The following is a 25,254-nucleotide window of genomic DNA, read 5'->3' on the forward strand; positions in this document are numbered from 1 at the left end:
ATGGTTTAAGAGTGTTAAGATTCTGTATATTTATAACTTGTACATTTTGATAAAGTTTGCGACAACGCCATTTGTCCAACCGAAGCCATCTTGTACTATATATTCCCCACCACCAGCATTTGCTTTGGGATCAACTACATCATACTTTTCACGGATTTTTCCAGTCTCTTTAAATTTCTGATTAACTGTATTTATAAATCTTTTAGCAATGGTTTCTGCAAGCTTGTCAAAACCATAATTTCTTAAACCTATAACAGCTTCAAAATGTAATGGTGCCCAGCCATTTGGAGAATCCCATTGTTGAGAAGTATTTAAAGTTGTTGTAATAAGTCCATGCTCTGTTAAAAATTGATTTTCTATAACCTTAGCTACCTTTTGAGCCTGTTCTTGAGTAGCTATATTTAAGAATAGTGGTGTCACTCCTGCTAAGCTTGTAATGCTAGTAATCTTATTTGTCTTAGTATTTAGATCATAAAAAAAATCTTTTTTATTATCCCAAAAAGTATTTTGGATAAGTTTTTTTCTTTTTTCAGCTAACTCTAAATATTTAGTCGTTTTTTCTTGGTCTGAAATTTCAGTGAACCATTTACTTAATAGATTCTCTAATCCATATAGATAGCTATTTAAATCAATAGGTAGAATATCTATTGTTTGAATAGTACTAAAGTCATTTGTATTAGCAAACCAACGACTAGAAAAATCCCACCCAGATTCACAAGCTGCACGGATGTTACGATAGAAGTCTGGTTTGTTTGCTATATTTTGCGCATGCTCAATATCTTCGCGATATGATTCTGGTCTAGGAGTAGCTGATTCATCCCAGTATCTATTTAAACCGTTTACATTTCTTTGTGTATTCATCCAAAATGAATATTCTTTTTCTAAAGTTGGTAAATATTTTTCAATAGCTGCTATACCTAGCTCTTGATATAGGATATTTATAATTAGATAAAACAAAGGAGGTTGAGAACGAGTTAGATAGTATTTTCTATTTGCATTTGGTACAAAACCAACAGTATCTATCAAATATGCAAAATTATCTGCAATATCTTTAATCATCTGTATTTCACCATCAACTCGCAAACCTTCACAAGTAAAATAGCAGTCCCAATAATAAACTTCTCTAAATCTACCTCCTGGAATTATATAAGACTTTGGTAATGGTATAAGAGAACTTAGAGAGTTTTGTTTGTCAGATGACTGATGCAAAAAATGCCACATTTGTTTGATATAAGATGATAGAGATAATTCTTTACTATTATCAAAAGTTTTTTCCGATACTGGAGGGTAAAAGTTATCCTCAACAAAAGCCTTAAGATCAAAATTATCAGAGTCTCTAAGTTTTCTGTAATCTTTTAAGATATCTTTAGAAGATCTTTTAGGAGTCATATCGACAAAGTATTTTGAGTCATTAAAACATGGTTTTAATTGAACTGCTTCAAAAAGTTCACCTGATAGTTGTATTAGTTGTTCTTGATTATTAGACATAATTATTTATTCCTATGGAGTTTGGCATAAGGAGGTATTAATAGTACTAAAAGTGCTATAGGTATAAGTACGCAGTAAAACGCAGTTATACCACCAAAGTGTGCAAATATTTCACTAATTATCCTAGAACCAATAGTACCACCTAGAGCAGAAAATATGATTATTAAACCAGCCATAGCACTTTGTAAGTTTTCAGATTGGCTACTAAGAATGCTTGAACATAATGTTGGATATATTGGAGCCATGAAAAAACCAATCATAGGAAACAGTAGTGCTATAACTATAGCCATATAAGAATCTGTTTTATTAGTATCTATTAGTTTAGATAGTTGTAGGGTTGATACTATTAATATTCCACAGCATATGAGACCTATGATAATAATTACTTTCCAGTCAATCTTTTTCATTATGAAGCCAAAAGTGATTCTACCAGCAGCTATGCTTAAAGCAAAAATACTTGCCATAAAGACACTGGTTGATGTAGAAAGGTGAAGTACTCTAGTATTAAATGTTGGAAGCCAAGATTGTACACCTTGCTCGATAAATACATAAAAAAATACACTAATTATAAATAACATAACAATTGGTAGCTTTATGAGTTTTAGCATACCTAAAGTATCTGCTAGAAAATTAGAATTTTTAGATGTTCGTACTGCTGATTCATCAAGTTTGGTAAATAAAAGTAGCAAAAATGCAACTAAGCATAAGCCTGCTAATAACCAGTATGTGCCAAGCCAGTTACCAAAGTGAATAAATATGCTAAATACAAAAAAGCATAAAACAACCCCAACCTGAAAGACACCCTCTAATAGACTCATTAAGCTAGCATGTGCTTTTGAGTCATTGGTAATTAATCCAACAGTTGAATATACAGATACTTTGATAAGAGCAAAAGCTACGCCTATTAAAACAAATAGTAGTTTAGCTGTAAAGAAACTATCTAGGCTTGCCATGGTAATACATCCTGTAGCAATAATTGCTAGTCCTAAAAGCATGGCATTCTTATAACCAAATCTTGGAATAAATGAACAAATAGCAAATGAAACTATTGCTATAGTAAGATCTTTGCATGCCTCAAGAATACTTGCTTGAACTTCTGTGACCTGATAATGAGTGACCGATTGTAGAATCACAATACCAACGCTATTAAGTAAAATAGCGCTAATAAAGAAAATGAGAAATAACGAAAGCTTGAGCTGAAAGTATTTCATATGATTAACAAAAAATTGTTTCTAACTTTAGGATAAACAAAGTTATATATGTAAACAAGTCTAAGAAAGAGTAATTCTAAAAAGTAATGGGACTTTAAAAATTGAAATAATCAGTGTTTGTGACTTAGCTAGTGGGTTATAATAAAATTAAGATTTTACTATTGGGATAGCAGAGATGGATGAGTATAAATACTGTATTGGAATTATGTCTGGAACTTCGTTAGATGGAATTGATGTGGCTTTATGTAAGGTTCGAGGATATGGATTAGACACAGATCTTAAGTTAGTTAGTTTTGAAACATATTCATATTCAGAAGATTTATTAAACGATATTAAGCAGTCTTTAGATTTGACAAGAAGTAATGCTCAGCTATTATGTAGTCTTAATTTTAAGCTTGGAATTGAATATGCTAATGCTGTAAAGAAATCAGTAGCTGTAAATAACCTAAAATTAGAAGATATCGAGTTCATAGCTAGTCATGGGCAAACTATATATCACCAGGCAAAAAAAGAAGATGGATTTATTAAATCATCATTACAGTTGGGTGATGCTGCGACGATAGCTTATGAATGTAAAACAACAGTTGTGTCCAATTTTAGAGCCGGAGATATTGCAGCTGGAGGAGATGGAGCCCCTTTGGTACCTTATGTGGACTATATTCTTTATAGTGATAAAAATAAATCACGTGCTCTACATAATATTGGTGGAATAGCTAATACTACAATTATTCCTAGAAATGCAAATATTAATGATATATATGCATTTGACACTGGTCCAGGTAATATGATGATAAATAGGGCAATGGAAGTTTTGTTTAATCGAGATTATGATAAAGATGGCGAAATAGCAGCTTCTGGTATAGTTATTGTAGAAATGTTGCAGGAGCTTTTGCAAAATCCATATTTATCTTTGAATCCACCAAAATCAACGGGTAGAGAGCTTTTTGGTATTGGGTATACAGATTATATTCTTGATAAATATAAGCAAAGCAATCCTAAAGATATAGTTCATACGTTAACTATATTTACAGCGGAGAGTATAGCCAAAGCATATAATGATTTTGTGTTTGATAAAGTTGAGTTGGATGAAATAATTTTCACTGGGGGAGGGGCGTATAATATATTTTTGATAGAAACTATTAAAAAACTGATAGATGTCGAAGTCATCACGTTTGAAGAAATTGGGCATAGTAGTGATGCAAAAGAAGCTATAGCCTTTGCTGTGTTAGGAAATGAAACTCTTAACAATAGCTATAATAATATTCCATCGGCAACAGGGGCAAAAGATAGAGTGATATTGGGACAGGTTAACTTTTTCTAGTAAGAGTATATAAAAATAGTAGATGGATATTAGTGTTATAGGACAATAGTAGGGCGTACATATTTTTTTAGTTCTTGATTTTGAGCTATTATAGTTACCAGAGCTTGGCTTGATCTTTCCTCATTATTTGTCATACCAACTTCAAGATCAAGTGTAGCTTCTGTTAGGCACTCAACAATTTCTCTAAAAGCTTTGAAAGGTATTCCACAAACATTATCGACACCATACCTTTCTAATATCTTATAAACATTTACATTTACTAGCTTTGTGTCCCCGGCTCTTAGTTCTACAGTTCCAGAAGAAATTTCAGCTCTTAGTCCAATAGTGAACTTAGCTACATTTGTATTTGTCGATGCTTCTTGTTTAAGTATTCTAAACCCAACAAAATTATCAGTGGTAAATCTCTTATCATTATTAGCTTTGTTTGATATCTGCTTATATAGTCGTCCTACACTTTGTTGTATTGCTTTATCTTCTTTATTTTTGTTATTGATATCTATATTAAGGTCACCTAAGGTTTGTTCATTAGCTTTCCAACATGATTCTATGACTAAAGATGTCGTAAATCCAAGTTTGCTGATATTTTCTATCAAACCGTTTAGCATATCCTTGTTTGTTTTATCACTTAAGTATTTAAGAAAATTCAAATATGGGACACTACTATTAACACAGGCTTGCTGCATTTTTGTAAGACTTTCCATAAAGCCCTCGATATTTACACAGCCATTGAAAAAATGTTCAAATATTTGCGACTCATATTCATCATTAAAATTAAAGTCTTTAGTTAAGTTTTTAAAATCAAAAGAACATAAGAACGTGATTATGCTGTTAAACATTTTTAGATGTTCATTAGATATATCTACACCATTTAATCTTCTTTTCTTTATGAATAGTTTTTTAAGCTCTAAGAATTTAACAAGGAACATATTTCTAAGTCTAATAAATCTAAAAGCAGTTTTTATTTGTGAATATTGAGAATGAGTCGTTGAGTTGTGGAAGTCTGCTATCATTCCTAGATATGCTGAGAATTCCTGGCATAGTAAGTAGTCTAATTCATGTAATCTATTTTGCATCCAGTACTTAAAATCATGGTCAGCACTACTGAAAACATGAACTCCATTACTTTTCCATTTTTGTTTTCTTAAGGCAACTATTCCTCTAAGAGCGTTGTTTAGAGTAATGGAAATAATCCTTTCAATGCCATCTTCTAGTCTTTTCTCAATTCCTTCTACAGAATCATAATTGGAATGTTTAAGACACTCTTCCATGAGAGCAAAATATATATCTAGATAAATATCACTCTTGTTATTACCGTTTTCAATTATTCTAGTGACATTATCTATAATGTTATAGTCATAAGTGTACTGCTCTTCTAAAATATTTATATAGTTCATAAGATTTTGATAGACTGGTACGTTAAAAGATGAGCCAAAATATATAGCTGAGCTAGTAGTGTTTTCATACTCACTATCTAAGGGTTTTTTCTCTAGAAGTCGACATAATGAAATATATGAAATGTTATTTGTTGATTTTATTCCAGAACCATTCTCAGAGGCCAAGAATTCTTCTAAGGCCTTTGCTGGACTAAAGTCTTTGCTTTTAGAAGGTTCATTAGCATTAATATAATCTATGATTTGTTTTTTTAGTTCTTCATTCGATTTTCTTTTATCTAAATCATATTCTTTAGATACTTGACCACCCTTGGTACTATCTTCTGTAGATGCTAAAGCAGTTATGAGAGAGGCTTTTTTAGAGTTAAACCATGAATTTTTAGATTGAGAATCCATTGAGATTTCAATATCAAAATCTTGAGTGTAATTTAATATAGTGTTTTGAATAACTATAGCATCAGTTTCTCTTGAATCAGTAGCATCTTGGAAGTTGAAGGTATCTGATAAAAAGTTATCTACTTTCTGAGGATCTGCAACTGGATCAACTCCTGGGTTAGGATTAGCAATGTCTTGAGCATGTCCAGATAACCTATCTAAAAAAGTTTCTCTTCCTAAGTTTAGCTTAGCAAGGTCATCAACATTATTATTTGCTATTGTAACAGGCTTATAGTTAGTTGAATTATTTCTAATACCTTTAACATGGTAATAATCCTTTAATCCTTTCCCTGAAATACTTTTTTCATGTAAACTCAACTTATCTTGAGTGCCTTTGGTTAGGCTTTTATCAGGTACTAATAAGCTTCTATCAAATGGTATTGCTACATTTATTGTACGTATTTTAGAATAAGACTTCCTATCAAAAACACAAAGTCGTGCTTCAACTTCTGTTTTTAGAGTATCTATGGAATCATAAATAGGATTAAGTTGCTCTGATAGTGTACCTTCGCGATTAGTAAACTCAAGATTTATGATTTCATCGTATTCTTTGATTTTTTCTCTATATTTTTTTATCTTATCTGAATCTGAATCATGTATTTCTAGAGAGTTTACTTTATAACCAGCTTTAGCACTGACTTCTCCCAGTTTAATATAATGTCCAGATTCAGTAGTAGTAACTACAAATCGAGGATCCGACTCTGACTCTTGCTGACGTGAGCCAGTAATAATGTTATGTTTAGGTTTCGCAACTTTACCTTTAATAATTTTTCCACTTTCTAAAGTACCAAATTTTTCTAATGAGTTCGTAGGATTTTTCGTTGCGTAACCTTGATATATGTCCTTGTCAAAGAAAAGTCTGTTGATATCTTCTAAAGCAATATCTTTGACCGCAGTATTTTTTTCAGAGACAATATCAGGGATTAGCATTTTATCATTTGGTGTTATAAGTCTATATGACGCTCTTAAGCAACTGATTTTATGTTTGAGATCGATTAGGTTTAATGTTGCCGTAGCAGACCAGTTAGATGCTAGAATATCTGCAATTTTTTTACTGTCTTCTTTGACAGGTTTTCCATCTTTGTCAAAAATTTGCTTACCATTTTCATCGAAAGAATCAACTTGAGCTCTAGTGGGCTTATATGAAGCGTTACCACCTAATGTAAATCCTATAGTGTGTTCGTAAGAGCAACAAAAACCACTTAGATTGAGGTAAATAGGCATGATATCGTCAGTTCTATGATTCTGAAAATCATATATTGGTAGCGAGGTCCATAGGCAAAGATTACCATAACCATTAATTGACTTAGCAAATGATGCATTAAAATCTACGCCAAAGTTAGCATCTACTTCACTTGGAAATTTATCTTCGGTATTTGGATTTATCTGTTTTTTTATAGCATCAATTAGCTTACCGATACTTCCAGCAGCTTTTAGTTTAAACTTTAGAATAAATGGATTTACAGTATTTATGTAAGCTACATTACCTCCACCAAGCTCTTGATCATTAGACTGCTTGATAAAAAACTGATATTTTTCATCAAGAGTTATACTTTTCCATGACTGAACACGTTTATCATTTGCTTTGAGCTGCCAGTTACTAAAGATGCTTAAATCATCAAGCTTACCCAAGTTTTTTTCGTAAACTTCTTTTTTAACAGCATCATAGCCTTTTTCCATTGCATCTTGTAAAGAATGCTTTTGTCTAATTACGATTTCCTCTTCAAAAAAAGCTTGTCTTGCTCTGCTATTGAGGAAGTATGCTCTAAGAAAATCTTTTTTTGATGTTTTGGCATAAGCGTATTCTGTAGAATCATCAAAGTTGTATTTATTGATAATATCATCAACACTATTTGCATCGTTAAAGTTTGATGTCATTGGTTCATACTTTGGCATAAAATAAACCCTCATTTCTTGTAATTCTAATTGGTAGATGCTTCCAGAAGAGTCTGGCCTTAATTTATAAGAACATATCGTCATCTAAAAAATCAAGGAATGCTACACCAATATTTAAATAACTATTTTGCTAAATAATTTAAAAAAAATAATTGCTGTATAAAGTGTTTGTTTTAGCTGTACTCTTTGCTAGATTTCATATTAAAGCTTTTGTAAGGATAAATAGGGAGAAGAGATGGCAAAAAATAAGATTCCAAATTCAAGGTTGATGATAAATTATGAAACTAATGTCGATGGTGTTTTGAAGAAAAAAGAATTGCCTTATAGAGTTTTAGTAGTCGGAGATCTATCAAAAGGAAGGTCTGTAGATGCAAAAAAAGAATTTGCAGATAGAGAAGTAAGAAGAATAGATAATGGAGTTGATAGAGCTTTAGAGGATATGAATATATCTTTTGATTTTGAAGCTCCTAATTTTGTCTCTAAAGATCCTAGTAACTTGAAGGTTAATTATAGAATCCAAAGTGTAAAAGACTTTAGACCTGATGCGGTCGCTAAAAAAGTTCCTGAGATTAGAGCTTTGCTTGAAATGAAAGAAATATTAGCATCTTTTGCTAAGGATATAGAAAATAATCGTAATCTTAAAAAAACGATAGATATGATTTTTTCTGATAGTAATGAGTTAGAAGCTTTAAAAAATAAGATTCCTGCTTTGACAAACTATACGATTAAAGATTCTGATGATGCAGAAGCTGTTGAGTCTCTTGAAACAGGCAAGCAAGAAGAAATAGAAAATAAGTAGGGAGATTTTTTGATGTCAGAAAGTAAATTAAGTCTTACAGATGAGCTTTTGAACAACTTTGGTGGATCAGCAGAGGTTGATAGTGTACTTAAAAATATAGACTTTGATGTTTCAGATGATGCGTCTAAAGTTTTATCGTTATCTACAGACTACAATGCTAGAAACCTTATGGCGTTATCTCTAGTGTTAGCAAATAACGATGCTATTAATAATTATAATCAAAAGTATATCCAAAAAGTTATTACAGTTATTGATAAGCTTATTGATTTACAAGTTAACTCTATAATATCTAATGATGAGTTTAGAACTCTTGAACAGGAGTGGTTGAAAGTACAAGAGGTTTGCCAAGACGATCATGATAATGTAGAGGTAAGTGTAATAGATGTTAAGAAAGAAGAGCTGCAGTATGATTTTGAGAGAAATTTATATGATATATCTAGTAGTGATTTCTTTAAAAAAGTATATGTTGCAGAGTTTGATCAATATGGTGGAGAACCATATGGTGCAATACTAGGCTTATATAATTTTGAAAATACTACAAATGATATAATCTGGCTAACTGGAATGGGTATGGTTGCAAAAAACTCTCATGCACCTTTTGTAGCATCGATTGATAAATCATTTTTTGGGGTAAAAGATCTTTCAGAAATAACTCATATAAAAAGTTTTGAAGCTTTATTAGAGCATCCAAGATATAAAGAGTGGAATGATTTTAGAAATCTTGATGTTGCTGCATATATAGGACTGACTGTCGGAGACTTTATGCTACGTCAGCCATATAATCCTGAAAATAATCCAGTTCAATACAAACTCATGGAAGGTTTTAATGAGTTCGTAGATTATTCAGATAATAATAGTTATCTGTGGGGACCTTCTTCTATTCACTTAGTTAAAAATATGATGAGATCGTACGATAAAACTAGATGGTTCCAGTATATAAGAGGGGTCGAAAGTGGTGGCTATGTAAGAAACCTAGTATCTTGTGTCTACGATAATAAAGGGGTTTTAGAAACAAAACCTCCTTTAAACGTGTTATTTGCTGACTATATGGAGCTATCATTGGCAAATATTGGCTTAATACCTTTTGTAAGTGAAAAAGGTACGAGTAATGCATGCTTTTTTAGTGTAAATTCGGCTAAAAAAGTAGAGGAATTTGTTGATGATTTTGATTCGGCCAACTCAAGATTGATTGCTAATCTCTCATATACTATGTGTATATCTAGAATATCTCACTATATCAAATGTGTAATTAGAGATAAAATTGGAAGCGTAGTAGGAGCGGAGCAAATTCAAAATATTCTTTCAGATTGGATATCAGAGTATGTTACTACAGTATACCAGCCAACGCCTCTAGAGATGGCAAGATATCCTTTTAGAAATGTATCTATAGAAGTTAAAACTATACCAGGTAAACCAGGTTGGTATTCATGCAAAATAAATGTGATTCCACATATTCAATTTGAAGGCATGGATACTACAATGACTATTGATACTAGACTTGAACCAGAATTATTTGGTGCGAATAATAATTAAAAATAAGGAGAATGATTATGAGTGAGATGATAACAAGACAGCAGGTAACAAGTGGAGAAACTATTTATGTGAGAACTGATCCTACAGCATGTATCGGTTCTCATCCTAATCGCAGATTGTTTATTGACTCTTTGACCATAGCTGGAGAGAATCTTGATAAGAACATTGTTGCTATTGAAGGTGGCGATGATGTTACAAAAGCAGATTCTGCGACAGCTGCAGCTAGTGTGATACGTTTGTCAATAACACCGGGGTCTATAAACCCAACAATTAGTATTACACTTGGCGCCTTGATTAAGTCAAGTGTTAGAACTAAGCTTGAAGAGAAAGTTTCTAGTATTTTACAAGCAAGTGCTACAGATATGAAAATCAAGTTAGGTAATTCCAATAAAAAGCAAGAGTACAAGACAGATGAAGCATGGGGTATTATGATTGATCTATCTAGCTTGGAGCTCTATCCTATAAGTGCTAAGGCGTTTTCTATAAGTATAGAACCGACAGAGTTGATGGGTGTTTCTAAAGATGGCATGAGATATCATATAATAACTATTGAAGGTCTAACAACTTCGCAAGGTAGCTTGCCTGTATGTGGTGCTGCAAGTACAGATAAAGGTGTTGCTAAAATAGGATATATAGCAGCTGCTTAGTAAATAGGAGTGATATCATTAATGTTTCTTGAAAGGGTATACTGGGAAGATGGAGTAAGGTTAGATAGAGATATTTTAGATCAGTCAAACTTATCTGTTTTAGAGAGGTCAAGAGTTGCAAACTACTTGCCGATGAATCTTCATAAAGGGATTATTAGCTTTAATTTAGATGTTGAAAGTTTGCATACTGGGCTTATTCTCATAAAAGATCTTGAACTCTATTTAGATGAAAAGATATTTGTTTCTTATGATAGGTCTTACCCTTTATCCTTACAAGTAACAACAGATGAGTTGGTTGGTGATATTCCAATATTTTTAGATATTAAAGAAAGGGTAGTTGAAAAAGATGGTACTAAGTATATCTATAATCAACTATCTCTTTCGTTAGAACATGATTATAGCTCTAAATATAGTACACAAATTGCATTATTTAAGTTAGACAGAGGTCGATTAGTATCGGATATTTACGACTTTCCAGTATTAACTCTCAATCATTACTCGATGCAGGATATTTTTGTAAAGCTTAATAGGCTCGTTTCTGAGTTAAAGTCTTTTAACCGTTTTGTCTTCTCGACCTCTAGATCTTATGCAGCTATTATATTGGTATTTCTAATTAATAAATTAGAGAGAGAGCTTAAATTTGCAGAATCAAATAGATTGAATAGCTCTCCGAAACAAATATTTGATTTGGTGCATGATATTTATAGTCTAATTCAACTTAACTTAGATAAAGTTGAGGAAATTGATAGTATTGAATTTGATTTTTATAAGCCTTTGAGAAAGCTTGATTCACTTGCTGATAGGCTACTTAGTCTTTGTGAGTATAGAAAAATTAATAACTTTATTAAATTTGATTTGCATGGAAGAAAATATATATGTGAGAATTTCCCAGAAGAGTTCTTTGTAGCCTCTAGGTATTATATTTTTATAAAAAGGAAAGCGACTGCTCCAGCTAATGTGAAGTTTGAAAATAAAAAAGTCTTACGAATCACGAGCATTAGTAGGAACAAAAATGTTGTTACTCTGTCTCTTTCTGGAATTAAGCTGGTTGAAGTTGAGAACTCGATGATGAATTTTACAACAAGAGTTGATAATATTGATGCAATATATGAAATTCAAAAAGGTTCAGAATGGGATTTTATACTCGCAGATAGTAGTGCTGTTTTTAGCGCTTTTGAAGGCAGCGAAAACTTTGATTTCTTTATAGCTTTTACCTAAGAACTCTTTAACTATAAATATGTGTAACCAGCATATTTATTATTTGGTTTATTATTTTCTATCGTTATGTTTAGTTTTATTCTTATCGAATTGTTCTTGATACTCTTTTTGATTACTTTGACTTTATTTTTTATTCTCTTTATATCGTTATTATTTTTGTTTATAACTATTATGTTTACTTTAATCAAATAAATAAAAGAAGGAATGTATCCACCTAGATATATATTACCTATATTTTTTTGACCTACTAAGGAGGGAGGTCTTTTAATTTTAATTAATTCCTTTTCATAGTTAATAATAGTGCAGTAATCTTCACTAAGAGCTTTATATAGAGCATTAATTGTATTATCAATAGTAAATCTGGGAGCTGCTTTAATATAAGCATTATCTTGAGTCAGTCTATATAATTCCTTAGTTTTAATTATATATCTGTATAATAGAGATCTAATACCGTACTCTAATACTTCAATTGCTAAATCATTATTACTACGAATATATTTTTGGTATTTTGTTTCTAGTTCTGCAAAAGGCTTAAGTTTAAAAACATTTATATCTATATATATACGCTCATTTTTCTTTGATATTCTTAGGATAGTGGCTGATAATGTGCTATCTATTAAGACTGGTTCAAATCTCATCTTCTGGGGAGGAATATTATAAACAGAAAAAATTCTAAGAAGATGATTTAAAGAGAGTTTATGAGATATTTTATTTAATTTATCTATATTCATAACTATTTATACTTTAAAAGTCGAATAATTTATTTAAATCATCACCACTAATATTATCGACATCATCTCTTGTATTATTTTGCTTTAAAGTATCTTGATGGGTATTATTAACTTCTTGATTTTTGGGCTTTGTGTTTATATTGGGCTTATGAGCATCACTATCTTCTAATACTTTATTTTTTTCACGATACTCTTTCTTTGCTTCAGAGTTTGTTTCATAGAAGTGTTCTTTAGCTATTGAAGAAGATGTACTATTGATAAAGTTGTTTTCAGGCATTTTCTCAAGGTCATCCAAAAACTGGCTATAATCGATTTCATACATTTTCTTTGCTACACTCCATTGAATACTCGAAGAGTAATAATCTATATTTTTATGTATATCACCTATTATTGGTGCAATCTTTTTATATAAAGGGAAAAAAACTTCAGGGAAATATTCTTTAGGATCAAAATTTGCTAGTAGATTCTGAATATCATCATAGACTATGGATGTTTCAAATATTCTCTCATCATCAACTAGACTTTTTAGAATTTCTATCTTTTCAACAAGAGATTGCCACTTATCTGAACCTTGTAAACTCTTTTCAGTGACTGATATCAACTCTTCACTTTTTGTTACAGACTGTTTTATATCCTTATGAGGTTCTTGTTCTACACTTTGATTTTGTTGCTCTTGTGTAGCTATTGATTTTTTTATTTTGTTTAATGTTTTATCTAGTTGTACCTTTAGATCAGAATTATAACCTAGATTATTTTCATCGAAAAATACAGTAAATTTATTAATTAAATTAACTATGTTTTCAATAGTAGTGGATGATTGAGGCTCTAGGTTTTTAATTTCAGCAAAATTGATATCAACTACTGCTAAAAATTTGTTAATACCTTTTTCAGCAAGCTCACTTTTCTGTTTAGAATCTAAGGGACTTATAGTTGAAAAGTTTTTTTCTATAAAAGAAAAGTAATCTTCAATGATTTCGGGGGTTGTGCCGATTTGATCTAAGTTCAAGCATATTTCTGAATTTAAGCAAAGAAATAAGCTATATACATCTATACTTTTAGTATCATTAGAATTATCGACTATTTTCTGGATAAATGTATCATATTCGGCATTTTCATATATTGAGTGAGTTCGCATGCTATTAATAAGATTTATCTTATCTTGAGTTTCTAACTCTATATTGTTCAGTGCTGATATTAGTCTACTCATGCTAATCTCCCTAAATTACCAAATCATAAAAATCAATAAACTTATAAGGAATAATCCAAGAGGGACTCCAAATCTTAATAAGATTTTTGCAATTTTACGATATCTCTTTGGAGGAGGGGTACTATTAGAAGTATCAATAAAGCTAACTGAATCAATTGCAGATTTATCTATATATTTATCAACTTCTTTTTTGTAAGCAAGAAAATTATGGTTATAAATGTTTTCATAATATTTACCATAGAAATCATTATTAAGAATTAGAGATATTGTTTGATAGCACAATTGAGGATAGATATTGTCTGATAATAAGTTATCAATTATTTCAAAAACATATTCACCACCATCTTTTCTATCATAGTATTCAAGTTGTAGCAGTCCCCAAGAAATATTACTTCCTGCTTCTTCTTTTAGAATCATTAGTTTTTCATCAACATATGCAATTAATGGAAATGTTATGTATTTACATATAGTTTCACTATATTTTTCTAATAACTCTTCTTGAAGGAAAAATATACTTTTTCTGATGTTATTACGATAGTATGCAATTTGCTCATTATCAATGTGATCTGCTTTAACAATTTCCTTTGTACTTTTAATAATCTCTAGAATGATCTCTACTTCTACAAAATCTGCCATTTTTATATCCTTTCTCAAGAGTTATTTAAAACAATTTTTTTAATAAAACTGAAGGTGTTTTGGTTTATGAATTTACATATAATACCTACAAAAAAATCTAAGAAATATTTATATTTCTCATTGTACCTATCGCTAGTGGTTAGCATTAGTTCATTAGTAACAGAATCAATTTCCACTTTATCTAATAAGCTTGATAATAATGATATATTATTATCATCGGTCTTTAAAAGCTTTGCTATAGCTATAAATGTTGTTTTTGAATACATATTCTTAGATATAATCATATCAACCATATTAAACATATCTCTAGAGTTATTGTTATAGTTATTTAACCCTCTATTTATAAAGATTGGAGAAATACTTGAATTTATAGAAGCTATTGCATTTGAGTTAATCTCTATGAGATCAGATATCTCTACTATTTGTGTCCATGTTGTGTATGTGTGTATTTTTGTCTCTAATATTTTGTTATCAAGTTCAGGGAAGACAACATTGTAGTTTAGTGATTGAGAGTTTCTATTAAGATAGTATTCATTTTGACCAGAAAAGGCAAAGCCATCAAATGAACAAGGAGTATTGTTTTCATACACTGATAAAACCTCTATTGCTTGAGCATCATCTATTTGATGGTGTTTTAGTTTACTATTTGATAGACTCATAGAGGTAAATGTGGCGCTTGAATAATCATCGAAGCTATTAAATATTGGTACCAAATTGACTCTGAATAATGAAGATAGTCTTTCTTCGCTGTAGTTATCTATTTTTAGATTAAAGTAGAAGTCTATTTTTTGTAAATTATTGTATTTATATTTAAATAAATCTTTGATTCGTATATTAAACCCATACATCAGACTAGGGTTATGAATATTCAAAATCAGTTTTTCAGTTGGTTTAAGTTGTAGGTTAACAGGTTCTACTATTATATCCTTGGTTGAGTATGAGTAGTCTAAAAATCTAATTTTTGCGGAACCACTATCTGCTAGTATTTGATTGAAAATATATGTGGCAAAAAAAGGATCTTCTTCACATAGTCTTGGATCAAGCCATATAGTAAGATAATCATATTCAAAATTATTTTCAAAATTATTTTCAAAATCTAATGATATATTTATTAGAGTGTCACTTTTTTTTATGGTTACTACATTCTTTACAGGTAAGATAAGACTTTCTGATCTTGTTGTATATGTTAAGGATTTATTAGTTCTTTTGTCCTCAATAAAAAAATACTCTTGAGGACGAATATAGTAGCCATTATGACCTTTGTCTTTTATTTCTAATAAACATGATTTAGGAAGAAAATAATATAAACTACTATAATACTTGAATAAAAGGCTACTACTATACTCAGAGATTCTTTTATCAAAATCATTTTTAATATCACTACTTAATTTGTCAAAAGTTTTTTTTAGGATGGCTGCATCATTTGTGCTTAGGTTATCTTTTATTTCATTCATGCCAATAGTCCTTTAAGATGTTTTTGCATTAATCTGCCCACTACTTATGAAGTTCACCATACCTCCAGCAGCAAATGTACATATTGCTTTGTTATTCATAGTATTTATTGGGGCACCTTCTAATAGCGTGGTTGGGTTCGTTGGTATAAATGGAGTAAGGTTCGGTATACATACCCAAGGAAAAACGAAAGGGTTCATTGTCGGGTTGGCTGGGTTTGTACACCCTGCAAAAGGTAGTATATTAGCGCCTAGCTTAGAGTCAGTAATATTAGATGCTGGTAGATTCCCTGCAAGTGTTTTTACTCTTGTACTTAAATAGACTCCTGGAGCGAGACTGAATGAACATTTGATTTGAGCAGTCATAGAGGGAGTTAATGTCGAGGCACTGCCTGAAAGGTTGAGATTTGTAGGGCTTAACAAAGTCTTAATATTATTAAGCTCAGATATCAGATTGGATATTACATTACTAATACTATCATCATTGTTAGGTGCGGTTTCTAGTCGTTTTAATGAGTCGTTTATTATGTCTAGCATTATATCCTCCAATAAGCATCTTGCTTGCTTTTTAGATCATTAATAATTGGATCGTCTGTAATTTCTTTAAGTGTTAGGAAGTAATCATTGGAAAAGGGTGGTAAATTATATATACCTATAAGAGAAGGGCACTTGTAGCATGCTTGATTTAAAAGGAATAAAGTAAGTTCTTTAGCTTTCTCAGAAGCATTTTCATAATTGGCATTAGAAATATTTTTATTTATTTTTGTTAAATATTTATCAATATTAATTCCCTTGTTGCTAGGATTATATACTCTAATTTCTCTATATGTTAAAAACTTTTTTTTGCTAAAAAAACAGTTAAGTCTACTTATACCATTTTTATTTTTAATTAATTGTTGTTCAATATCTTTTAATAATGAGTAATTAGACTTTAGTCTAGGATATATCTTATTTAGATGCTTTATATCTTTGTAAAATCTTTCATGATTAAACGCATGTTTTTTGGATATTTGTGAGGTTATTAAATTAAAATTCTTTTCGAACTCGATGAAAGGGCCAATTACCTCGAGGTTTTCATCGGATATGGCGATGTTTATAGAAGTAGCTATTTCTAGCAAAGCTTGAAAATACTTATTAGATATTTTTGTAATTAAGTTATTAGGTGACTGTTCTATAATTTTCTCTATAGGCTTGTCATTATTATTTGTAAAAAGGTTTTCATAGAGCTCTCTTTCTTTATGGACTTTTTTATATAGTGCTTCATCATCAAATATTGTATCTGGGATACATTTTAAAGTTATCAAGAGCTGTTCAAAAGACTCAAGTTTAGGCGTGTTTGTTGTATGAGTCTTATGAAAGAAAATATTTTCTAAATTAAAATCATTAAAGTATCGAGATATGCCAAAAATTTGTAGGTCGATAAAATCTATAATCTTTTTTAACTCATCAGAAGGCTGTGTTTCTTGTAGAGATGTTAAAGAGGTGCTTAGAGTATCTGTATTTATTCTTTCGTTAATAATGTTTAGTTTAGTAATATCACTATTTGCAGAATAATAAGCTTTTAAAAGTATGATGTCACTAGCTAAGTAGGTATCTACTTTGAAGATCCCATTTTTAATTATATAAGCAAGATTTATCAAGCTTAAAATAGGGTTTTTCCTTAATGGAAGAAAGCTATCTGTGCTTTGTATCTGTTTTACAAAAGTTTTCAGTGTATTAAAATATGTCTCGTACTCAATTATATGTTTATCTGAGTCAGGTTTTTTTAGGGTTTTAGTATATAACTGTGTAAGCTTATCAGTATTAACTTCTATATTAGTATCTTTTGTAACATCTAAAAAAATAGTACCCAATTCATCATTACTACTTGTTATGATTTTTTTTCTATCAGCTATATCTTTGTCAATTACTAACTTATAGTTATCAACTAACTTTCTTAAATCTTTCAAGTAACCAACAAAAAGTTCAGTATCAGTAGAGTCTAAAATATTGTCGATAACTTTTAATATCTGATTATAAAGCCTCTTAGACATATCAGATAAGTTGAGATTTACTGAATATTTTATATCTTCAATAAGATACCTAATATTATATATATCAAATTTCTTATAATATTTTTTATTTTCAAGTTTAATGATATCGCTGATACATTTATCAAGCTTGTCTACTCTAAAAGACCTTTCTTGGTCATAGTAGAAGTTGATATTTTCAAATAAACGCTTAAGCGCTTTATCAGCAATACTATCCATAAACATTAACCAACCATTGTTGCTGCAGAACCTTTTATACTTGCTGTAGCACTTCCTTTGATATTGACATTTACACCTTCTGCATTAAGGCTTACATCAGCTTTTATACTATTATTTAAGCCTTTTATGCCGATGTTCTGTGCAGCTTGAATATTTGTGTTTGCAGAGCTTTTTACATTAATTGTTCCTGACTCTATAGAAATACTCGAGTCATCAAGTACAATAGTCGAATTACCTATTTTTAGCACAATTTTGCTATCATTAAGCATGATGCTTGATTTTTTCGTAGCTAATAATATTTCTTTTTCCGTTATTGAAATTTTTGAGTCTTTTACATTGTCGATTATTTGCTTGTCAGCAGTTGATTCAATTGATTCAGTTGCGTTATGAGAGATTTTTCCTGAGGATTCTAACTTAGTAGTACAGCCTTTTGACTCATCTTTTATGTCTATGAGTAAACCCTGTTCTTCTAAATTAAAAATATGATCTGCTTTTGACATAAGAGTTATCTCCCTTAATCTTTTTCTATATTGCTATCATTTTTAATAGTAAATTCATTTACTGAATCAGAGCTAATAATATACTTCCAGTTTTCAATATTGTTATTATCCGGCAATATGAAGTATAGAGCATAATCTTTACTATCTTTATTTAACGGAATTTCATTTTCTCCAGTTTTTAGGTTTAATACTTTTACGTTATCATTATATATTCTTTGAGAGATGGACTGATAGTTGTCAGAGTAAAAGGTATTTTTATCAGGTTTAGACTCTAATACGACTTTTGTTTTAGGGACATTGTTTTTGATATACAAACCATCACTTGCACAACTACTAAGTCCTAGAGCTATAATTAATATTAAAAAAGCTTTTTTAAATAAGTTATTGTACATTAGTATCTCCTTGTTTCTGCCAATCTAATACTTGTAAAAATTTTGATTCGACTTTAAAACTTACAGGGTATGTTTTACCGTTATGTTTAACTTCCCAAGTACAAATATTATTTTGATCACAGTTAGCATCTTTAATAGCTTTGAGTATCGACCATTTACCGTGGTAACTTATTTGGTCTGTACTACCGTCTTCAAATTTTATAGTTATGGTTGTTGATTCAAGTGAGTTCCAATTGTAACTAATTTCCATACTATTTGAGTATGCTATATTCAGAGAGTTTACATAGTTTTGCTTATCGAGAATTATACTAAAGAAGGTATAGTCATTATCTTCATTTGGTATGGGAGTTATCTCAAATTTGATAGCTTGAGGATTTCTTTTGTCATCCCATAATAGTTTGTTCAATAAGTATACTTTGTTAAACTTATTTAAGTAATCTACCTGCTCAGAAGTTGAGAAATCGTTACTATACCATTTATCGTTAGTTTTATTATAAGATAATAGTGGCGATAGTTGCTCTATAAATGTTGAGTATACATAACCGTTGCTATCAAAATCTTTTGTTATTGCTTCATTTGTGGCAAAAGTATTACTATTTTTATTGAATGGGAATTGATCAGTTATGAATTCATATTCAATATTAACAGTATTATCAAGTTTGGTTATTGCATCTTTTATAGCTATAGTTTTTATCGCTTCAATAGCTATATCTAGATGTTTTTTAAGTAATTTATATAGGTTGTTATTGTTTGGATTATTTATTTCAGAAAGTCCGGAGTAAACTTTTTGTAGAGGTTTATATCCTTGCTTAATTTCCTTATAAGTATCTGAGTAACCATGTTCTCTTATTAAATTATTCAATTTTTTGAATATCTCTCTATATTCAACATAGCTTTTTGATTTTAGATACTCATCATTTTCGTGGAAGTGGCTATCTATCGGAGCCCATAATGATATGTCTTGATCTTTATTATCCTGTTTACCTAGCTTAGTTATTTTTCCATAGAACTGTTGAAGCTTATTTACTTTCTTAGATGAGTCGACTTTTGAGTCACTAGTTATTAGACTTGTGTTGGTACTATAAAACTCTATTAAGCTATTAAATGAGGAGTCTTTTGATGACATAGCTAATAAATAAAGATTTAAAGCATTTTTATTGGAAATGTTTTTACTGAAATCAGAGTCATTATTAAGTTTATCAATCATTCTGTTGTAAGAATCTATATATTTTGAATTATAGTTGTTTATGGAGCTTTTGTAGATAGCAATCATAAAGTCAGGTTCTATATCAAAATTACTTTTCAGGTTGTTAAGTAATCTATTAAATTTCTTATTAATAGGATCAATATTATCTTTGATGTATTCCTTTGAGTATATTGGAGAAATTAAAATCCTTTTACCATAAAAGTTAGGAGCAAATTCCATATATAGCTTTTTACTTACAGGGTTTATAAGAGGAAGTTCATCTTTATTATATGTTGAATTAATAACGCTATTGAGAACATAGTTTACTAAAGATGTAGTTATAGACCCAGTTTGTTCTTTACCGTCATCTGTGACGTCATTGGCATTTTTCTCTAAAGATTTTACTAGGTAGTAAATATGGTCGAGCATATCGCTAAAGCTTTCAAATTTCTTTTCAGTTTCCTCTTGATTAAAGATTAAAGAAACACTTTTTGTGACAGAGCTTATATATGATGAATTACATAATTTCTTTGATGATGTATCAAACTGTTCCTGATACATCGAAAAAATATTGTTAACTTCAATTGGTATTATGTAATTATTTTTTAAGTCTAATATTGAGTTGTCTATAGTGCATTTATATAAGTACTTTATATAAATGTCATTGATAAATTTAGCTCTTTTAGTATTAGAAATTCCTAAGTATTCAGCATTGAAGCCTTGTGTGCTTAAGTAACTTTCTGAGTCTTCACCAACGACCAGCAAGCGATCTGTATACAGTTTATTAGCTCTTTTAGTAATAGAGTGAATAGTTTCAGTTCTTAAACTAGAATCGGTGTATTTGATTACTATTTGTAACTGCTTTTGAGAAAGATTTGTGAAGCTACTTATTATTCTAAGCATACTTTCTGTACTTGGGTCGATGTTTTTATTAGCTAAATATTCAAAAAATATCAAATAAGAGGTTACTATTGATAGATCATAGGTTTCGTTATACTTTGGTAAAACTACGCTTTTCAACAAAGCGTTGGCATACTGTTTGTATATAAAGTGATACTTTACTGATTTTGGATATAAGATATCTAGGAGTATTGCATCATCAACTTTTTTTCTAGCTTCTTTTACTACTTCATTCGAGCTGTTTTCTGATGATGGTTTCAGCTCTTTAATAGAAATCTCTTCTTTTAGTCCAATCTCTTGAAAAATATTAATAATAAATATGAAGCTAAACAATAGAGAGATTAAGTTTATGATGATACCTCTAGGGGAACTGCTAAAAAATATGGTATCTCTTCTCGCTATTATATTATCCGGAATGTTTAAGCCAAAATTAAGAAATATTTCCTTATCAATAGATTTTAATTGAGGGTATATGTTTTTTAGTGATTTTCTTATTTGGTTTAATATTATTGTATTATTGTATTTATCTCCAATACTATCTTTATGGCTAAGGATTTTTGACAGTATTGCTTCATCAATTTTGTTATTTAGGCCTTCATTTGAGCTTAGTTTGACTATAGATTTCTTACCAATAGCATTGTTATAGCTTTGACTATGTTCAGATGAACTGTAGAATGATATTATGAAATTTTTTAATCTTAGCTTTGTAAGTTGTTTATAAACCTCACTTATACTATTGTCCTCCTGAAAGTGAGGGTTAGAAATATCAAAGCAGAAATTGAGTTTATAGAACTGTAGATTTAATTTTCTTCTTAATTTATACAGGTCTGAAAGGTCTTCGGTTCCAAATACTAATGAAGTATTGATTTTATCGATAGCTATTAGGGGTAGTTCATTGTTATCAATAATTTGGACGTTAGGTTTTAGCTTTTTTATGTAGTCTTTTGCAGCAGAATAGTCTCCATAGAATATATACAGCTCAGCTAAGCTATTCTTTATTTTATTTGTTCTAATAACCGATTTTGCACGCTTTATAATATTTGCAATAGGCTTTTTGCTGGAAGTTTTTGATGTTTTTAGCCACTTCCTTATAAGGAAAATGCTAACAACAGATAGAATGATTACTACTATTATCAGAGAAATTAGTAATATTTGATGATTTTTTATAAAAGTCATATTTTAATTCCCTTTTGATTTGTATCTAAGAAAAATTCCTTTTTTATCGTTTATTAAAAAAGAGTTCTCACTAGCTTCGTTAAGTTGAGTTAATGAGAATGTCTCACCATCGCTTGTCTGTGTATATGCCATTTCACAGTTTTCCTTAGCACCAAGAAGTTGTCTTTGTAATAACTGTTGCTGTGCTTTTTCTGTTGATATTGCTGAGTTAGAAATCAACTCAACTATTTCGCCGTCTGTGAATGATTGAGCCTCAACTAAAATAATATCATCATTTCTAAGAGGCATGAATTGGTTATTAGCAGAATTTATATTTACCTTCATTGGTAGGTATATAATTGGTTTTTCAGAAGATTTATCTGGTAGTAATTCCTTGATAACTTCTATTGCATAAAAAATACTGGCTTTACTATTTTGTATGGCAGAAGTGCCTTTTTCACCATTTCCTTGAAACTCAGCAAATGAGCTCTCTTCAGGTTTATAGTTTTTAAAGAATTTATATGCTTTTTTCGAATCGTTATTAACATTTTCTCCGATAGTCACTCTGCCGTTTATATAGAAATTATGAAAAGACTTGTATTTAGGATATTCAGGAGCTAGGCTGTTATAGTCTTTTACTTTGTAGGTTACTAAATTATTGTGTGTTAGATTAAGAGTTCTTGTGAAGGCTATTTTCTCATATACATCAGCCTCAGAGGTGCTCTTGTAGTGAAGCTTATTTATGTTTTTATAGAGTTGTTGAGTGCTATATTTACTTCTAGTGAATGACAACTCTCTTTCATATATGAATAAATTTTTTATATTTGTTGCTCCTAGTAGGTAATCTTTATCATTTTCTAGTTTGGATAGAGTGATCTCATTATCTATAAAGGGAAGAATATTTCTCGAGGTTAAAAGTATTTCGAATTCCGAAGTCTCAACCTCTTTTTTTTCATCATCCTGATTCTGCAAATATTCAATAGTACTAAGGTTATCTTTATATATGGATGAAAAAGGTTTTATTGAGCCTTTAGAATTTTTTCGTTCTTCTTTTCTCTTATTGTTGATAGTTACATCTGGAGAAATATCATTTTCTTTAATGTAGAAGTTTGGTTCGTTAGAGATTAGATGTTGTTTTTTTAGGCAACTTATATCATAGGGAGATAATTTATCCTTCAAGTTATCATCAGAGTTTGCGATATTGTTTTGTAGGGAGCTGTCTACTTTATCAAAGATATAGTAGGTCACTTTACCATTTTTCTTGTTGCAGAAATATTTTAGGTAGCTTTTATTTTGTTGGAGTTGCTCAATAAAAAAATCATAGAAACTTCTATTTATAGTTGAAATAAATGTTTGAGGTATTCGAGTTTTTAGGTTATTGCTTTTATTCGTGTCTAAAGAAAATAAGCTGTCAAAGAAAAAATTATCTTTAAGAATGTCGTCCAAACTTTTATTGATGTCAATATAAGATGGTTTGTGTTCCATCCAAAGTGCTTTGAGAGGGTCATGGAATTTTATTTTAAATTCTTTTAAACCAGATGAAACACTTTCAGCATAAGAGTATATGCTATATTCGAATTTTTCTTCAGTATCTACATAGTTTGTAGTAGATCCAATAGCTACAAAACGAGTTGATCGTGTGTGATGTTCTTTTTTAGAATCTTTCTTATAAAAATTAAAATCATCATTTATTTGGATATCTATCAGTATAGGTTGATTTGGAGTCAATAGAAAATCAAAGTCTTTGTGATTGTTTATATATGCCAAATTAAAAGTTAATTCCCCACTAATCCCATAAATATTTTCACATATTTCTAAATTTTTAATATGCGAGTTCTTAATTGTTAGAGAGTTCTGTTTGAAGTATTGTTTATTGTTTGTAGATACAAAGTTGATATTCTCTATTTCAAAGCCTTGATTAATAGGCTTTATATTTATCGTGAGTTCTTGTTTTTGCAGTACTGGGTTGTATCCAATATATTTAGCAAGAATGTTCTTGAGTTTATTAAACTCGTTCAAAGTAGACTTATCTAGCGAGCTAGATCTTTGTATTGAGTTATCGATAACGTTTAGTAATTTATCTATTTTTCTTATGTAATCGTAAGGAAGTTCTAAAATTAGTTTTGATTTGCATGAGTTTTCTAAGTCTAAAATAGCCAGTTCTAGACTCTGATTATCTTTATTGTTTGTAGAGAAATATTCAACAAATTGATTTATGATGTTTTTAAGTTTAGTAATTTTACAGTATTGTTGATACTTTTTATAATCAAGCCTGGATATTAGATTATTATCATATAATGTTTTAGTTGTTTTTAGTTGTGTGCTAACTAGGTTTATGTTCTCTATGTTATGTCCAACTATAAGATTATTAATCTCACAAGCAAGTTTAGCAGAATAAGAAGTTACACCTTTATTTGTAACATCAGAAGCTAATTGACCAACTATAGTATCAATATTAGAGTCTGTTATATTGCTAATATTTATCATTGCTAACTTAATTGATTTAAATCTAGTTAAAAAGCATTGTACATAAGCAAATATCTCTAAGCTATATGTTTACAGCTTATATTTTACTAATTTTTAATATATTTTTATGAGTTTGAAAACTAATAGATGGACAGGAGATTTGGTTGTAAAGATCTAAATTTGAGTGGTATTTACGAATTATTTGGCTAGATATTAAAAAACTTTAATTTTTTTGAAGAAAGTAGTTGCATTTTGGATGAGTGATGCGTATTATATGTCTTCACCGGCTGACGAGTGATGTTAACGGTTGGGAGTTAAGGCTTCTAAGATATTTAAGAGATATATTATATACAAACACTTTGTTAAAGAATTTGAGTATCAGTAGTTAGAGTCAGAATTTGAGAATTAAACTGAAGAGTTTGATCCTGGCTCAGATTGAACG

General features: G+C 30.0%; 18 protein-coding genes. 5 read left to right on the top strand and 13 right to left on the bottom strand.

Annotated elements, in window-relative coordinates; genetic code table 11:
* Positions 1–30 precede the first annotated feature (30 nt).
* Both F3D57_RS05585 and F3D57_RS05590 read right to left on the bottom strand, forming a co-directional pair.
* Positions 31–1,488, bottom strand: coding sequence for a trehalase family glycosidase (locus F3D57_RS05585; RefSeq protein WP_150465506.1), 1,458 nt, complete (start codon positions 1,486–1,488; stop codon positions 31–33).
* A gap of 2 nt (positions 1,489–1,490) precedes the next feature.
* Positions 1,491–2,621 (bottom strand): MFS transporter, encoded by a 1,131-nt coding sequence (locus F3D57_RS05590; RefSeq protein WP_263478292.1) that lies wholly within the window; start codon positions 2,619–2,621, stop codon positions 1,491–1,493.
* Between the two features lie 253 nt (positions 2,622–2,874).
* Between F3D57_RS05590 and anmK the strand changes: the two genes are divergently transcribed.
* The gene (anmK, locus tag F3D57_RS05595) at positions 2,875–4,020 is read left to right on the top strand and encodes an anhydro-N-acetylmuramic acid kinase AnmK (RefSeq protein WP_150465508.1); all 1,146 of its coding nucleotides are present in this window, start codon (positions 2,875–2,877) and stop codon (positions 4,018–4,020) included.
* A gap of 35 nt (positions 4,021–4,055) precedes the next feature.
* On the opposite strand, the gene F3D57_RS05600 is transcribed toward anmK, so the two are convergent.
* Positions 4,056–7,742 (bottom strand): hypothetical protein, encoded by a 3,687-nt coding sequence (locus F3D57_RS05600; protein ID WP_150465509.1) that lies wholly within the window; start codon positions 7,740–7,742, stop codon positions 4,056–4,058.
* A 235-nt stretch (positions 7,743–7,977) separates the two neighbouring features.
* Here F3D57_RS05600 and tssB point away from each other — a divergent pair, with 235 nt between their 5' ends.
* The 4 genes from tssB to tssK are packed head-to-tail and all read left to right on the top strand — an operon-like array spanning position 7,978 to position 11,939.
* Complete coding sequence (gene tssB, locus F3D57_RS05605) at positions 7,978–8,541, top strand: type VI secretion system contractile sheath small subunit (protein WP_146420602.1); 564 nt, start codon at positions 7,978–7,980, stop codon at positions 8,539–8,541.
* 12 nt (positions 8,542–8,553) lie between these two features.
* Positions 8,554–10,074, top strand: coding sequence for a type VI secretion system contractile sheath large subunit (tssC, locus tag F3D57_RS05610; RefSeq protein WP_146420601.1), 1,521 nt, complete (start codon positions 8,554–8,556; stop codon positions 10,072–10,074).
* A gap of 17 nt (positions 10,075–10,091) precedes the next feature.
* On the top strand, positions 10,092–10,721 hold the full coding sequence (gene iglC, locus F3D57_RS05615) for a type VI secretion system tube protein IglC (RefSeq protein ID WP_179951639.1): 630 nt from the start codon (positions 10,092–10,094) through the stop codon (positions 10,719–10,721).
* A gap of 21 nt (positions 10,722–10,742) precedes the next feature.
* Positions 10,743–11,939, top strand: a complete 1,197-nt coding sequence (gene tssK, locus F3D57_RS05620) for a type VI secretion system baseplate subunit TssK (protein ID WP_150465510.1) — start codon at positions 10,743–10,745, stop codon at positions 11,937–11,939.
* 11 nt (positions 11,940–11,950) lie between these two features.
* Here the strand turns inward: tssK and iglJ are convergent, their stop codons facing one another.
* Genes iglJ through F3D57_RS05670 form a run of 10 tightly spaced genes read right to left on the bottom strand, consistent with a single transcriptional unit; the run spans position 11,951 to position 24,833 of the window.
* Positions 11,951–12,670 carry a type VI secretion system baseplate protein IglJ gene (gene iglJ, locus F3D57_RS05625; RefSeq protein ID WP_150465511.1) on the bottom strand — a complete coding sequence of 240 codons (720 nt, stop codon included), beginning with the start codon at positions 12,668–12,670 and terminating at the stop codon, positions 11,951–11,953.
* A 13-nt stretch (positions 12,671–12,683) separates the two neighbouring features.
* Positions 12,684–13,877, bottom strand: a complete 1,194-nt coding sequence (locus tag F3D57_RS05630; RefSeq protein ID WP_150465512.1) for a type VI secretion system protein IglI family protein — start codon at positions 13,875–13,877, stop codon at positions 12,684–12,686.
* Between the two features lie 15 nt (positions 13,878–13,892).
* Entirely contained in the window at positions 13,893–14,513 is a 621-nt protein-coding gene (locus F3D57_RS05635) for a DotU family type IV/VI secretion system protein (protein WP_013922771.1), read from the bottom strand.
* A 14-nt stretch (positions 14,514–14,527) separates the two neighbouring features.
* Entirely contained in the window at positions 14,528–15,967 is a 1,440-nt protein-coding gene (iglH, locus tag F3D57_RS05640; protein WP_150465513.1) for a type VI secretion system baseplate subunit TssF/IglH, read from the bottom strand.
* 12 nt (positions 15,968–15,979) lie between these two features.
* Complete coding sequence (iglG, locus tag F3D57_RS05645) at positions 15,980–16,501, bottom strand: type VI secretion system PAAR-like protein IglG (RefSeq protein ID WP_150465514.1); 522 nt, start codon at positions 16,499–16,501, stop codon at positions 15,980–15,982.
* The gene (locus F3D57_RS05650; protein WP_150465518.1) at positions 16,501–18,213 is read right to left on the bottom strand and encodes a hypothetical protein; all 1,713 of its coding nucleotides are present in this window, start codon (positions 18,211–18,213) and stop codon (positions 16,501–16,503) included. The genes iglG and F3D57_RS05650 overlap by 1 nt, the downstream gene beginning before the upstream one ends.
* Before the next feature lie 5 nt (positions 18,214–18,218).
* Positions 18,219–18,713, bottom strand: coding sequence for a type VI secretion system tip protein TssI/VgrG (tssI, locus tag F3D57_RS05655; RefSeq protein WP_013922776.1), 495 nt, complete (start codon positions 18,711–18,713; stop codon positions 18,219–18,221).
* A 14-nt stretch (positions 18,714–18,727) separates the two neighbouring features.
* Positions 18,728–19,105, bottom strand: a complete 378-nt coding sequence (iglE, locus tag F3D57_RS05660) for a type VI secretion system lipoprotein IglE (RefSeq protein ID WP_013922777.1) — start codon at positions 19,103–19,105, stop codon at positions 18,728–18,730.
* Complete coding sequence (locus F3D57_RS05665) at positions 19,095–22,367, bottom strand: hypothetical protein (protein ID WP_150465515.1); 3,273 nt, start codon at positions 22,365–22,367, stop codon at positions 19,095–19,097. The genes iglE and F3D57_RS05665 overlap by 11 nt, the downstream gene beginning before the upstream one ends.
* 3 nt (positions 22,368–22,370) lie before the next feature.
* Positions 22,371–24,833 (bottom strand): pathogenicity determinant protein PdpA1, encoded by a 2,463-nt coding sequence (locus tag F3D57_RS05670; RefSeq protein ID WP_150465516.1) that lies wholly within the window; start codon positions 24,831–24,833, stop codon positions 22,371–22,373.
* Between the last annotated feature and the right edge of the window lie 421 nt (positions 24,834–25,254).

This window comes from Francisella sp. SYW-2, from assembly GCF_008711475.1.
GTDB classification, from domain to species: domain Bacteria; phylum Pseudomonadota; class Gammaproteobacteria; order Francisellales; family Francisellaceae; genus Francisella; species Francisella salimarina.